This is a genomic window from Mycolicibacterium mageritense (assembly GCF_010727475.1).
GTDB lineage: Bacteria > Actinomycetota > Actinomycetes > Mycobacteriales > Mycobacteriaceae > Mycobacterium > Mycobacterium mageritense.
In genome coordinates this window covers 4,343,190-4,357,887 of sequence record NZ_AP022567.1, presented here as the reverse complement: position 1 = coordinate 4,357,887, position 14,698 = coordinate 4,343,190, and the positions used below count along the sequence as shown (strand labels likewise).

9 protein-coding genes are annotated in these 14,698 nt (G+C 66.3%); 1 reads left to right on the top strand and 8 read right to left on the bottom strand.

Going from position 1 to position 14,698, the window contains the following annotated elements; genetic code table 11:
- Position 1: 1 nt before the first annotated feature.
- The 7 genes from G6N67_RS20880 to G6N67_RS20850 all read right to left on the bottom strand — a co-directional run bounded on the left by G6N67_RS20880 (position 2) and on the right by G6N67_RS20850 (position 9,910).
- Entirely contained in the window at positions 2-919 is a 918-nt protein-coding gene (locus G6N67_RS20880; RefSeq protein ID WP_036429183.1) for a crotonase/enoyl-CoA hydratase family protein, read from the bottom strand.
- Between the two features lie 112 nt (positions 920-1,031).
- Complete coding sequence (locus G6N67_RS20875) at positions 1,032-2,690, bottom strand: acyl-CoA dehydrogenase family protein (protein WP_110798335.1); 1,659 nt, start codon at positions 2,688-2,690, stop codon at positions 1,032-1,034.
- Between the two features lie 52 nt (positions 2,691-2,742).
- On the bottom strand, positions 2,743-4,215 hold the full coding sequence (locus G6N67_RS20870) for a BamB-related PQQ repeat family beta-propellar protein (protein WP_235684139.1): 1,473 nt from the start codon (positions 4,213-4,215) through the stop codon (positions 2,743-2,745).
- A gap of 285 nt (positions 4,216-4,500) precedes the next feature.
- A complete protein-coding gene (locus G6N67_RS20865) occupies positions 4,501-6,198 on the bottom strand; it encodes a BamB-related PQQ repeat family beta-propellar protein (protein ID WP_163642257.1) in 1,698 nt (565 codons plus the stop codon).
- 77 nt (positions 6,199-6,275) lie between these two features.
- Positions 6,276-7,946, bottom strand: coding sequence for a BamB-related PQQ repeat family beta-propellar protein (locus tag G6N67_RS20860; RefSeq protein WP_081812409.1), 1,671 nt, complete (start codon positions 7,944-7,946; stop codon positions 6,276-6,278).
- Between the two features lie 9 nt (positions 7,947-7,955).
- A complete protein-coding gene (locus G6N67_RS20855; RefSeq protein ID WP_036429190.1) occupies positions 7,956-9,092 on the bottom strand; it encodes a phosphatase PAP2 family protein in 1,137 nt (378 codons plus the stop codon).
- Between the two features lie 62 nt (positions 9,093-9,154).
- Positions 9,155-9,910: a deoxyribonuclease IV gene (locus tag G6N67_RS20850; RefSeq protein ID WP_036429191.1), complete on the bottom strand. Its 756-nt coding sequence runs from the start codon at positions 9,908-9,910 to the stop codon at positions 9,155-9,157.
- 100 nt (positions 9,911-10,010) lie between these two features.
- Between G6N67_RS20850 and G6N67_RS20845 the strand changes: the two genes are divergently transcribed.
- Positions 10,011-10,613 carry a maleylpyruvate isomerase family mycothiol-dependent enzyme gene (locus tag G6N67_RS20845; protein ID WP_036434437.1) on the top strand — a complete coding sequence of 201 codons (603 nt, stop codon included), beginning with the start codon at positions 10,011-10,013 and terminating at the stop codon, positions 10,611-10,613.
- Positions 10,614-10,739: 126 nt separating this feature from the next.
- Here the strand turns inward: G6N67_RS20845 and G6N67_RS20840 are convergent, their stop codons facing one another.
- Positions 10,740-14,693, bottom strand: coding sequence for a DNA-directed RNA polymerase subunit beta' (locus G6N67_RS20840; protein ID WP_036429193.1), 3,954 nt, complete (start codon positions 14,691-14,693; stop codon positions 10,740-10,742).
- Positions 14,694-14,698: the final 5 nt, after the last annotated feature.

Genomic DNA, 14,698 nt, shown 5'->3' with positions numbered 1-14,698 from the left:
GTCAGACTCCGGATATCGTGCGTCCGTAGTCACCCAGGGGCTCGTCACGGTGGCGCACGGCTTCGCGGAACCCGTGCTCGCGGGCGTCGGCGACAAAGGCGTGCCCTTCCGGGGTGTGGCGGGCGATGCCGTCGAACACCGTGCTGACCATGCGACTGGTCGCGACCCCCTGCTGCAGCAACGCGGTGTTGCACGCCAGCTTGGCCATGATGAGCTGGTTGACGGGCATGGCCGCGATCCGTTCGACGAGACGCTCGGTGCGCTCGTCGAGGTGCTCCGGCTCGGGCGCCTCGACGGCGAGGCCCCAGTCGGCGGCCTGCGCTCCGGTGATGCAATCCCCCGTGAAGAGAAGGCGTTTCGCGCGCTGGTCGCCCAGCCGGTGCGCCCACAGACCCGCGGCGGGCACGCCCCACACCCGCATCGGCGGGTAGCCGATCTTGGCGTCGGACGCTGTGATGACCTGATCGGCGTGCAGCGCGATGTCGGTACCGCCCGCGACGCAGTAACCGTGAATCTTGACCACGGTCGGTTTGTCGCAGTGCATCAGGCTGGAGAAGCCGCGCACGAACCGGCTCATCATCTGATAGTCGATCATCGGATCCCAGGGCCGGTCCGGGAGGTGGTTGATCGCCTGGGTTTTCCCGTCGAGCACCGTGCCGTGATGGTCACCGCCCGCCGACGCGGTGCCGTCGGCATAGGCGCTCAAATCGAAACCGGCACAAAAGCCTTCGCCGCGGCCCGACACCAGGATCACGTGCACCGCAGGATCGAGGTCGGCGCGTTCCACACAGGCCGCCAGCTCCAGCGGAGTGTCGGCGACGATCGAATTGCCTTTTTCGGGGCGGCTGAACGTGATACGCGCGACGCGATCGGTGACCTCGTAGGTCATCGTCTTGAGGTGGTCGAAGTCGACGCTCATGCGGTGGTCACCCCTTCCCACGAGTAGACATGTAAGTACCCGCAAATAGCAGTTTCAGGGCACCTGCGCTGGGGGCACCCCCCGCTTGCGGGGGACTGCTCGGCAAGAACGGTCATCCCTTCACCAGGGCGCGCTCGATGATCGGCGCGAGATCCAGCCCGGTGGGCAGCGTGCCGAACGCACCGCCCCACTGGCCGCCGAGCCGGCTCGCAAGGAACGCCTCCGCGACGGCGGGATGCCCGTGGCGCACCAGCAACGCGCCCTGCAAGGCCAGCGAAATGTCCTCCGCCACCTTGCGGCCCCGGTACTGGATGGTCTCCAGATCCTGCAGATCGTCGCGCAGTGTGGCGACGTGGGCGTCCAGGCGGGCATCGTGGCCCGCGGTCTTGGACAGCTCGTCGAACAGCACCTCGACGCAGTCCGGCCGAGTTGCCATGGCGCGCAGGGTATCCAGCGCGCTGACGTTTCCCGAGCCCTCCCAGATTCCCATGAGCGGGGCCTCGCGGTAGAGCCGCGGCATGCCCGACTCCTCGACGTAACCGTTGCCGCCCAGGCATTCCATCGCCTCTGCGGCGTGCGGAGTGGCCCGCTTGCAGATCCAGTACTTGCCCGCCGCCAGGCCGATGCGGCGCAGCAACGCCTCGCGGTCGTCCCCTCGCACAGCCTTGTCGGTGGCCCCGGCCATGCGCATCGCCAGCATGGTCGCGGCCTCGGCCTCGACCGCCAGATCCGCCAGCACGTTGCGCATGAGCGGTTGGTCGATCAGATAGGCGCCGAACGCTTTTCGATGTTGCGCGTGATGGACGGCACGCGCCAGGCCGGTGCGCATGCTGGTCGCGCTGCCCAATGCGCAGTCCAGCCGGGTGAGGTTGACCATCTCGATGATGGTCTTCACCCCGCGGCCTTCCTCACCCACCAGCCACGCCGTGGCGCCGTCGTACTCGACCTCGCTGGACGCGTTCGCGTGATTGCCCAGCTTGTCCTTGAGCCGTTGCAGGAACATCCGATTGCGGGTGCCGTCGGGCAACACCCGAGGCAGGAAGAAGCAGGACAAACCGCCGGACGATTCCCCGTCGCTTCGCTCGCCCCCGCGAGCCTGCGCCAGCACCAAAAAGATGTCACCCATCGGGGCCGACGTGAACCACTTGTGGCCGACCAGCGAGTAACTGCCGTCGGCGTTCGGCGTGGCCTGCGTGGTGCCCGCGCGCACGTCGGAGCCGCCCTGCTTCTCGGTCATCGACATGCCCGCGGTGATACCGGCTTTCGTCGACGGCACCGTCAGCTCGGGGTCGTAGACCCGGCTCGCGAGCAACGGCTCGTAAGTCGCGGCCAGCTCCGGGTTGAACCGCAGCGCGGGCACGACCGCATACGTCATCGAGATCGGGCACATATGGCCGGGCTCGGCGGTCCAGACCGAGGTCTTCGCCGCCCGCACCACGTGAGAGCCTTCGCGGTCGTCGGCCCACGGCGCGGCATGCAGACCGTGCTTGATCGCGGCCGTCATCAGCTCGTGGTAGGCGGGGTCGTACTCGACCTCGTCGACCCGGTGCCCGTAGCGGTCGTGGGTGTGCAGGATCGGCTGGTTGCGGTCGGCGAGCTCACCCCACCGCTGCACCTGCCTGCTGCCGTTGAGGGCGCCGACCTCGACCACCTCGTCAAGACCCCATTCCCCACCTTCCCGGATCAGGGCCTCGGTGAGCACCGGAGATGTCGCAGGGTTGTAGTCCTCCAGCAGCGGAACCTGGTTGGTGACGACGTGCGTATCACTCATGCCCCCAGTGTTACAGTTTCGCGACAACTGCACAAGAGTTGTAATGCGGCCTCTACCGGTACCCTTCGATGACCAGGCCGTTGCGCGAGTCGTTGACCGCCAGGAGAACACCGGGCGCGACAACATACTCGACATTCACCGGAGACACCGTGGTCGGTAGCGGGCGGCACTCGGCGCGCGAGTACAGCCGTGCCGGCTCGTCACCGGAGCCGCTGAGGATCTGGTCGGCCAGCCACGCCGAGTTGTACATCGGCTCACTGCCGAATGTGCATCGGACCCGACCGTCTGGAGCACTGCGCAGTTCGTGGCCGTACGGCACCCCGCGTGCATCCTGCTTCTCGACGATGAAGTCGTCACTTCGCTCATCGCTGGCGTGCACCTCACCGTCGAATTCAGTCGCCACACCGGTGACCCCATTGACGTAGATCGCCCGGTTCACGCGATCCCTGAATGCAAACCCGTTGCGCCCGGCGTGTTCCAACCCCCGCACGTAGGTATCAGGAAATTGATCGCGATGGGCGATGTCACTGAGTGCGTACTCGCTGACCACAAAATCGCGTTGAACGGATCCTGACGTCGGGTCGATTGAGACATATCGGACGGTCGCTCGACCGTTGTGCATGGTGCCGGTGAGATAGCCGACGCCTGCACCGGTATCCATGGGCTGGCTGTCCTCGGGTACGTCCACTGCCCACATCCGCTGTCCGGTACGACTGTCGAAACGAACGATCTCCTCACGGTGATGCGCGGCAAGGTGAATCGGAGAATCATCGGTCGCCGCATGCCGGTACTCCGCCATCGCCGACACCACGTCTTGGTCACCGCTGCTCCATAAGCGTTGCCCGGTCATGGCGTCGAGCCCTATTACCCAGCCGGAGTGAGGGACTTCGGTCGTCAGCAAGAGAACTACGGTTTCTCCGCCGTCGAATACTCGAAACTCTTGGACCCTCAGCTCGGGTGTTCCGCTATGGATGTAGTGCCATCGTTCGGCGCCCGAGCTGTCGTAGGCGCGAACTCCCCTGGGTTCACGAACCACGAATCCCGGACCGGCCGCGCGCACGGTGTAGCCGACGCCGAAAGCCAGACTGTCGTCAGGCCGAGTGAAGTCCGAACGCAATGTGAAGATCTGGCCCTCTGACAACGCAGCCGGAACCGGGGGCACGGGCACTGCTGCTGCTGTCGATGAATCAAGGTCCGGCTTCGCGTTCCGAATGACGGTCACAGCAGCCACGATCGCTAGGACCAGGCCCACGACCGCGCCGCTCCTCAAAGCACGCGACCCACCGATGCGGGCCGCAACACCTGCCAAGGCGGCGACGCCGCCGGCTCCGGCGAGCAGCACGGTGGCCATCGTGGCTGGAAGTTGTTGCGAGGGGTTGAAACTCGTGATGATCACAGAGTAGAAGCGGAAAAAGTCGTGGCCCACGAGCTGCACAAGTCCCAACAAGCCAACGACAGGCACGACGATGGCAGGCAGCAGCCGCCAACTTGCCGACCGAACCGCCATGGCGACTGCGATCAGCATGACCACGGCGGCGACTACCGTCCAGGACGTAATGCGGGAAGTGCTCACCGACTCCCATCGCCAGTACGGATTCGACAGGCCCGGCAGCGGCGTGCGAGTCGCCCAGATCAGTCCCCACGCCCCCAGCCCGGTCGCTGCCGTCAACAATCCGAGCGCGATCCCGTTACAGACTTGCGCAACAGATCCCAGCCGCAGTCTGACCTGCGACATTCCACCCCCGTTGGTCACAGCTCAAACTTAGGGCAGCTGAAGCGTCAACCGGTGCACCAGATTCGACGGCGACTTTCAGGCGTATCCCCTGATGACCAAGCTGGCCGGGTTCAAATCGGCCACGAGCACCACACCCGGCACGGCCGTCAGGTCGCCGGTAGGCACCCTGGGCCCTGCCGCTGGAACCTCCGAGCAATCCGACCGCCGGTATGCGATGAGGCCCGCGCGGTCGGCATAGATAACCTCATCGGCAAGCCAGTCCGTCGGCCCGACGACGACGCCCTCGGGAAGGGGGCAACGGACGCGCCCGTCCGGTTGCTCGCGGATCGCGTTGATGCTCGGAGTGTTCGGCTGAAACGAATGCTCGCTCGCAACAAAGTCATCGGTCGCCACTGTCGAGAACAGCAAGTCGCCATCGAACGGGAAAACCTGTCCGGTCAACGCGTTGAGGTAATGCGTCCCGCCATCGGCTCGAGTTGTGAACACAACGCCGTTGCGGCCCGCTTGCTTCACCGCACGCACGTGGTTCGAAGCATACGTGTCCTCCTCGGCCACCCGGTACGTGGCAGCGACGACGTCGAATCGGGCATTGCCGGTCTGCGGATCCAGCGATACGTAGTGCACGTCGGTTCTGCCGTTGTTCTCCGCACCGGTGAAATATCCGACGCCGGCTTCGGAATCCACTGAGGAATAGTCGTCGGGGACACCGACACTCCACAGTTTTCGCCCGGTCCTCGTGTCGATTCGGGTCAACGTCGACTCCCCGGGCACAACCAGGTACAGCGGTTCGTTGGCGCTCAGGCCAGAATCCGCACCCATTCCGGCAACGGCCGACGTGATCTCGTGATCGGCGCTGCGCCACAACACTTGTCCGGTCATCGCGTCGAGTCCCACCGCCACACCGAATCTGCCGCCATCCGGAGCGAAGCGGGCCACGACCGTCGCGCCGTCGTCGAACACGTGCATGTCGCTGACAGACCACTCGTCGGTGTGCAGGTGGTGCCACCGCTCGTGTCCCGCCGAGTCGAACGCTCGCACCCCGTTGGACGTACGCACCACAAATCCTGGGCCGGCACCGCGCACCGTATCGGTGATCTTTGAACCGACCTGCCGCGGCACCTCGATTCTCACGGAGAACCGCTCCGAAGCTCCCAGCGTGTTCGGCACTGCCGGGATTGGGATGGTGGCGGCAGTCGACGCGTCGAAGTTCCGATTCGGATCTGCGTCGCGTAGAAAGAGCGCCGCCACCACGAGTGCGATCACCACTCCGACAACGGCACCAGTTCCGAACGCCGCGCGGGTCAGCCGGGGCCACCCCAGCAACACCCAAGCCCCGGCGAAGATCGCGACGACACCCGCGCACACCAGCAGCCAGGCAGCGAATGCCGTCGGAACTTGCTGCGCCGCAGAGTATTTCGTGGTCAGATCCTTGTAGTCCGACAGAAGGCTGTGGGGAAGCACGGCCAGGGCGATCATCGCGAACACCCCGCCAAGAGCGACGCACACCGCAAGCCCCCAGGAGCGTCGCAGCAATGCCCGTGCTGTCGCGGCGCCAACGAGCACACCGACGCCGACAGACAGCCACACGGTGGTGCCCGGCGCTCCCAAGGTGTCGTTGCGCGGCAGCGGTGTCGTCGACGCCCAGATCTGACTGAAGATGGCCAGACCGGTGGCGGCCGCCAGAAACACCGAACCCGCCGCGACCAGACCGGCGGCCACGTTCGTCCCCCACCGGGCAAGCCGTGACGGCCCGGCGTCATTTCCCCCATCCACGCGGGTAAGCCTAAGGCGCACTGGCATTGCGCAAGCGCGGCAAATTCAGGCGCTCAGCCCGGCTGAAGTCGCATCGGTCAGCTGTACCCCGCGATCGTGTCCGCGCCCGACGCCGCGTCAACGATCAGCACGACTCCCGGTGCGACGACGATGTTCCCGCCCGGCACCCGGTGCCCACCGGCGGCGACCGGTGAGCAGTCCGAGCGCCGGTAGGCCGACACCCCGTCGCGATCACCGAGCAGCACTTCGTCACCCAGCCAGCCCGCGGTCTCGACGTCGACGGCGCCGGCGATCGTGCACCGAACACGGCCGTCTTGCGCCTCGCGCAAGGTAACGCCGTGTCCGGCTGTCAGCGCCAGGATTTCGTCGGCCGACCCGGGACCGAGCACCTCGGCGGCATCGAACGGTGCAACAGCGCCGGTAGCTGCGTTGAAGAATTGCGGAGAGCCGTCCCCGTCGGTGAACACCATCCCGTCGCGCCCGGCGTGTCTCGCGTTGATCCGCGCGGGCCACCCGACGCCGTCGACGTCCTCCCACCGATACGTGCCGATCGGGACATCGAATCGGATGGTCCCGGTCTGTGGATCCAGCGACACGTATCGCATGTCGACACCGGTGTTTCGCGCTTCTCCGCTGAAGTACCCGATCCCGGCGTGGGTATCGAACGGCAGGTACATGTGCGGGTAGGGAATTCTGGTCTGCCAGAGTTCCTTTCCGGTTCTGGTGTCGATTCGTGCCACCTCCGATCCGTTGGCCACCGTCAGGTAGAACGGCGCTGCGGGATCCGTCGCGCCGGGTGACGCGAGTTCATCGACAGTCAGGGCGACACTCATCTTGTCAGTGCGCCACAACAGCTCTCCGGTGACGGCATCGAGACCCACCACCTCACCGGCCATGTGTGCTCCGGAATCGAAGCCGACGACAACCGTTGCGCCGTCGTCGAACACCCCGACGAATTCGGTCTTCCACCGGGGTTGGCCGTTGTGCAGATAGTGCCACCGCGGCTGCCCGGCCGAATCGAACGCGCGGACGCCGTCAGGCACGCGCGCCACAAACCCGGCACCGGCCGCCAGGACCGCGTGCTCGTCGGCCACATCCAACTGGAGGGCGAACCGCTTTTCGACACCGAGAGCGCCGGGGATCGGTGGCGTCGCGATGCCCGCAGCCGTCGTCGCATCGAAGTCTCTGCCCGGATCGGCATCGCGCATGAGTACTGCCGAAACCGCGATCACCGTAACCACCCCGACGGCGACACCCGAGGAAACCGACAGCCATCTCACGGCGCGAGGACGCCAGATGAAGACCACGGCGCCGACCAGCGCAGCCACCGCACCGGCCGCGGCGAACAGCCAGGCCGCGAATGCAGCCGGGACTTGCTGCGCAGACGTGTAGGAGGTTGTCATGGCTCCGTAGTTGCGCAGCATGGTGCTGTAGGCGAGCGTCGCCAGCGCACCGACCCCGGCAACGCATGCGGCAGGGATCCATGCCCGGTAGGCCAACGCGACGACGACTGCCGCGAAAACAAGCAATCCGACGCCCATCGCCAGCCCGGCCGCGATCGCGGGAGTGGAACTGTCCCAGCCGAGATTGCGGATCGGCAGCTGGCTTTTCGTCGCCCAGGTCCGGCTGAAGTTGCCGGCGACCACCGCGGCGAGCAGCAATGCCAGACCCAGCCCGACACAGCTTCCGGCAACAGTCGTCAGCCAGCGGCCCGAGGACGGCCTGTCGCCGTCTCCCCTGCCCGTCATACGACGAGCCTATGGCCGCGACGCACCTCGTCCGGACGGCAATTCAGGTGCTGCGATCCCGTCCTGCAACTGCGGTGGCCCGGAGCGCGCCGTCCTTCTCGCTTCGTACCGACTGAGTACCGTGACGACGACTGCCGCGAGCGCCCACCCGAGCAGGATGTCGATGACGTAGTGCTCTGCGGTGTAGACGAGCGTGAAGGCCATGATCAGCACATAGGCCACCAGCACGGGCCGCCACCCGCGGTTCACCCGGTTCCAGAGGAACGCCGCGACCGCGGCCGTCAGGCCGGCATGCAGCGACGGGATCGCGGCGACGAGATTGACACTCGCCTGTCCCTGATCGATCAGCGCCGCGGCGGAGTGCAGATTCATCTTGCCCCAGCCACGGGTGACGATCCGTTCGATCCAGTCGTGTGCGCCGTCCTGGCTGGTTTGCATCGCACCCAGCAGTCCTCCGTCGGCGGCCTCGCGCGCCGAACGGAACATGCAGCGCGGACCGGACGGGCCGCCGTCGACATCCTCCGCGGTGCACCTGGCCGCAGCCCACGGCGGCGCGGCGGGCAACAGCGCATAGATCGCAAGCGCGGCGAACGACAGCCCGACGAACAGTCGCACGAACCGCTTCCACTCGTCGCGGTCGCGCAGCCACAAAACCCCGGCCACGACGTACGGCAGGATGAAGAACGACATGTAGACCGTGCTGATCACGATCTCCCACCACGGCGGGTGCGGCAGCTTGAGCCGCTCTTGCAACCACACCGTGGGCACCGAACCGAAGAACAGCCAGCGGTCCGCGTCGATCTGCCAGTGCCAAAGCGTGGGCCGGCCGATCAGCGTCGCGGCTCCGCGGCTGAGGTCGTAGGCGACCAGCACCAGGGCGAACGGCAACCAGTCCCTGATGACGTAGAGCATGCGCCGGCCCTGGCCGATGCTGGCGGCCAGCAGCCCGGTAGAGATGTAGAGCAGCAACAACTCTCGGTTGAAGGCAAAGCCGTCCGTGACCGTGCGGTACACCACGACGACGGCCCACACCGCGATCGCCAGATAGCGCACGATTCGCAATACGAGTGCGCGGCGGTCGACGGCCTTCGCAGGGGCATCGACCGGTAACCGCACGATTGACTGCTCTTCGTCAATCGTGGACACCCAGATGAGCCTAGTTCACCGTTCGGTAACCAGCTGTTCTGGGACTGTTCGGGCGTGGCGGCTCAGTCGGTGGCGTGCTCGCGCAGAAACGCGATGTCGTCCTTGCGGCCTTCCTCTGAGGTCTCGCAGATCACCGGCGCGTCGGCCGCTTTGACCACAGCTGCCAGCAACTGCGGATCGATCTGTCCGGCACCGAAGTTGGCGTGCCGGTCGGCGCCGGAGCCGGCCGCGTCCCGCGAGTCGTTGCAGTGCACGAGATCGATGCGGCCGGTGATGGCCTTGATCCGCTCGACCGCGTCGACCAGCGCCTCCCCCGCGGCCCAGGCGTGGCAGGTATCGAGGCAGAAGCCAATGCCCTTGTCGCCGATGCGATCCCACAGCCGCGCGATGGTGTCGAAGTGGCGCGCCATCGCATGGTCACCGCCCGCGGTGTTCTCCAGGTAGACCGGGATGTCGGTGTTCAGCGCGTCGAGCGCCTTGACCCAGCGCTCGAACCCGGCGTCCATGTCGTTGTCGTCGGCGTGACCACCGTGGACGATGACGGCGGTCGCGTTGATCTCGGCGGCAGCGTCGCACGTGTCCTGCAAGATCTTGCGGGACGGGATCCGAACACGGTTGTTCGCCGACGCGACATTGATCAGATACGGCGCATGCACGTAGAGCGGGATGGCCGACGCCTTGAGCACGTCGGCATCCTCACGTGGTTTCGGCTTCTTCCAACTCTGCGGGTTGCCGAGGAAGAACTGCACCACGTCGGCACCGTCAGCGGCCGCCGCGGCCAGAGGGTCGGTGTTGTCTACATGCGAACCGATAAGCACGCAGCCAGTCTAGTGAGACGGTGCGACACGTCAGCCGGTGCTGCGATGACTTTCCGCGGCCCGCTTGGTCGTATGCAGTGTGGACAACAACGTATGGCCGATGGTGCACGCCGAACGGACAGCGCTGATCGCCGACCTCGCGCGCCTCGACGACAACGCGTGGGACACCGCATCACTGTGCGACGGGTGGAGTGTGCACGACGTCGTGGCGCATCTGGTCGATGTGGCGATGACGACGCGGGTCGGGTTCCTGGTCGACATGGCCCGGGCGCGCTTCGACTTCGACCGGCAGAACGCGCGTGGCGTCGCGCGTGCCCGCGGCGCGTCCCCGCACGAAACGCTGGAGCGCCTGCGCAGCGCCGCAGCACGGACGTCGACTCCCCCGGCGCCCCTCGACACGCGACTCGTCGAGGAAGTCGTGCACGGCGAGGACATCCGTCGCCCGCTCGGCATCGCGCACACCTACGCCCCGCAGGCCGTCGTCAGATCGTTGCGCCAACAGGCCCGCACCTCACGATCATTCGGCGGAGCGAAGGAACTTCTCACCCAGGTGCGGATCATTGCGACCGACGCCGACCTGGCCATCGGTGAAGGGGATGAGATAAGAGGCACCGCGCTGGCCCTGTTGTTGGCCATCTCGGGTCGGCCCGTGGCGCTCGGTGAACTCGACGGCCCCGGGTTGCCCACCTTGGCGACGTCCTGAGCAACCATTGTCACGCCAGAGTGACCGTCGGCGTCGAGCGCCACTCCAGCGTGACAACGGACGGGCCCGGAGATGGCACGCACACGAAAAAGCCCCCGCACAAGGCGGGGGCTTTTCCGTGACTAGCTAGCGGTAATCCGAGTAGCCGTAATCGTCCAGCGGCACCGCGGCACCGGTGGCCTGGCCGAAGTCCGGGCTGTAGTACTGATCCTCGTAGGACGGGATCGTGTACGCCGCAGCGCGGGCTTCCTCGGTCGGCTGCACCTGGATGTTGCGGTAACGGGCGATGCCGGTACCGGCCGGGATCAGCTTGCCGATGATCACGTTTTCCTTCAGACCGTTCAGCTTGTCGCTGCGGCAGTTGATGGCCGCATCGGTCAGCACGCGAGTGGTCTCCTGGAACGACGCCGCCGACAGCCACGAGTCCGTGGCCAGCGATGCCTTGGTGATGCCCATGAGCACCGGACGTCCGGCCGCGGGCTCGCCGCCCTCGGCCACGACGCGACGGTTCTCGGCCTCGAACTCGGCACGCTCGGTCAGCGAACCGGGCAGGAACTCCGTCGAGCCCGAATCGATGATCGTGACGCGACGCAGCATCTGCCGGACGATGACCTCGATGTGCTTGTCGTGGATCGACACGCCCTGGGCCCGGTAGACCTCCTGGACCTCCTTGACGAGGTGGATCTGCACCTCGCGGGGGCCCTGGACACGCAGCACCTCGTGCGGATCGGCGGAGCCTTCCATCAGCTGGTCGCCGACCTCGACGTGGTCGCCGTCGGAGAGCACGCCCTCCGAGCCGTCCTCGTGGGTGATGACCTTCAGGCGCTGACGCTTGGTGAGCTTGTCGTAGACAACTTCCTCGCCGCCATCGTCGGGAACGATGGTGATCTTGAAGAACTTGTCGCTCTCCTCCAGCCGCACCCGGCCCGCGACGTCGGCGATGGGCGCCTTGTTCCGCGGGATGCGGGCCTCGAACAGCTCCTGCACGCGGGGCAGACCACCGACGATGTCGGCACCACCGGTAACACCACCCTGGTGGAAGGTACGCATGGTCAGCTGCGTGCCGGGCTCACCGATGGACTGGGCGGCGACGATGCCGACGGCCTCGCCGATGTCGACCAGCTTGCCGGTGGCCATCGAGCGGCCGTAGCACTTCGCACACACCCCGGTGGCCGAGGCGCAGGTCAGCACCGAGCGGACCTTCACCTGCGTGATGCCGGCCGCGAGCAATGCGTCGATGGCCGGGTCACCCAGGTCGTGGCCGCGCTCGACGATCACGTTGCCGTCGGCGTCGACCGCGTCCGTGGCCAGGGTGCGCGCGAACGCCGAGGTCTCGACGTGCGCATCGCGGATCAGCGAACCGTCGGCGGCACGCTCGGCCAGGTGCACCGTGATACCACGCTCGGTCTCACAGTCGGTCTCGCGCACGATGACGTCCTGCGACACGTCCACCAGACGACGGGTCAGGTAACCCGAGTCGGCGGTACGCAGCGCGGTGTCGGCCAGACCCTTACGAGCACCGTGGGTGTTAATGAAGTACTCCAACACCGTCAGGCCCTCACGGAACGACGACTTGATGGGCCGCGGGATGAACTCACCCTTCGGGTTGGTCACCAGACCCTTCATGCCTGCCAGGGTGCGGGTCTGGGTGAGGTTACCCGTGGCGCCCGACTTCACGATCGTGATGATCGGGTTGTCCGCGGGGTAGTACTCCTCCAGAGCCTTACCGACCTCTTCGGTGGCGTCCTGCCAGATCTTGACCAGCGACTCGTTGCGCTCGGTGTGGTTGAGGGCACCACGCTGGTACTTGCGCTCGATCGCGTCGGCCTCGGCCTCGTGCCGCTCCAGGATCTCCTGCTTCTGCGGCGGCACCAGCACGTCGGCCATCGACACGGTGACACCCGAACGGGTGGCCCAGTAGAAGCCGGCGTCCTTGAGCTTGTCGACGGTCTGCGCGACCACGATCATCGGGTAGCGCTCGGCCAGGTCGTTGATGATCCGGGCCTGGACCTTCTTGTGCATCTGCTCGTTGACGAACGGATACCCGTGCGGCAGCAGCTCGTTGAACAGCACGCGACCCAGCGTCGTCTCGGCGACCCAGGCGTCTCCGTGGCGCCAGCCGTTCGGGAACTGCGCGGCCTCGATGTCGGCAGGCGGACGCAGATCGGTCAGCCGCACCTTGATCTTGGCGCGCACCGACAGCGCACCGCGGTCGAGCGCCATGATGGCCTCGGCCGGGCTGCTGTACACACCCTGCTCGGGCGAATCCGTACCGGCCGCGACGTACTCGCCGGTGTCCCCCTCGACCTCGGTGGTCAGGAAGTACAGACCGGTCACCATGTCCAGACGCGGCATGGCCAGCGGCTTGCCCGACGCCGGGGACAGGATGTTGTTCGACGACAGCATGAGAATGCGGGCCTCGGCCTGCGCCTCTGCCGACAGCGGCAGGTGCACGGCCATCTGGTCACCGTCGAAGTCGGCGTTGAACGCCTCACACACCAGCGGGTGCAGCTGGATGGCCTTGCCTTCCACCAGCTGCGGCTCGAAGGCCTGGATACCCAGGCGGTGCAGCGTAGGTGCACGGTTCAGCAGCACCGGGTGCTCGGCGATGACCTCTTCGAGGACATCCCACACCTGGGGACGCTGACGCTCGACCATGCGCTTGGCGCTCTTGATGTTCTGCGCGTGGTTCAGGTCGACCAGACGCTTCATCACGAACGGCTTGAACAGCTCCAGCGCCATGAGCTTCGGCAGACCGCACTGGTGCAGCTTGAGCTGCGGGCCGACCACGATGACCGAACGGCCCGAGTAGTCGACGCGCTTACCCAGCAGGTTCTGCCGGAAGCGGCCCTGCTTGCCCTTGAGCAGATCGGACAGCGACTTGAGCGGACGGTTGCCCGGCCCGGTGACCGGACGGCCGCGACGGCCGTTGTCGAACAGCGCGTCCACCGACTCCTGAAGCATGCGCTTCTCGTTGTTGACGATGATCTCGGGCGCGCCCAGATCGATCAGTCGCTTGAGCCGGTTGTTGCGGTTGATCACGCGGCGGTACAGGTCGTTCAGGTCGGAGGTCGCGAAGCGGCCACCGTCGAGCTGAACCATCGGACGCAGCTCCGGCGGGATCACCGGGACGGCGTCGAGCACCATGCCCATGGGCGAGTTGCCGGACTGCTGGAAGGCCGCGACGACCTTCAGGCGCTTGAGCGCCCGCAGCTTCTTCTGGCCCTTGCCGTTCTTGATGACGTCACGCAGCGACTCGGCCTCGGCGTCGATGTCGAAGTTCTCGATGAGCTTCTTGATCGACTCCGCGCCCATGGCGCCCGTGAAGTACTCGCCGTAGCGGTCCTGCAGCTCGCGGTAGAGCACCTCGTCCACGATGAGCTGCTTGGGAGCCAGCTTGGTGAAGGTGTTCCAGATCTCCTCGAGCCGATCCAGCTCACGCTGGGCCCGGTCGCGGAGCTGACGCATCTCGCGCTCGCCGCCGTCGCGCACCTTGCGGCGCACGTCGGACTTGGCACCCTCGGCCTCGAGCTCGGCCAGGTCGGCCTCGAGCTTCTGGGCGCGGGCCTCCAGGTCGGAGTCACGCTGGTCCTCGACGGCCTTGCGCTCGACGGCCATCTCGGCCTCGAGCGTCGACAGCTCGTTGTGCCGCATCTCCTCGTCCACGCCGGTGATGACGTAGGCCGCGAAGTAGATGATCTTTTCCAGATCCTTCGGCGCCAGGTCGAGCAGGTAGCCCAGCCGGCTCGGCACACCCTTGAAGTACCAGATGTGCGTGACGGGCGCGGCCAGCTCGATGTGGCCCATCCGCTCACGACGCACCTTGGCGCGAGTCACCTCGACGCCGCAGCGCTCACAGATGATGCCCTTGAAGCGCACACGCTTGTACTTGCCGCAGTAGCACTCCCAGTCGCGAGTCGGTCCGAAGATCTTCTCGCAGAACAGGCCGTCCTTTTCGGGCTTGAGCGTGCGGTAGTTGATGGTCTCCGGCTTCTTGACCTCGCCGAAGGACCAGTTACGGATGTCGTCCGCGGTGGCGAGGCCGATGCGGAGTTCATCGAAGAAGTTGACGTCTAGCACGTAAC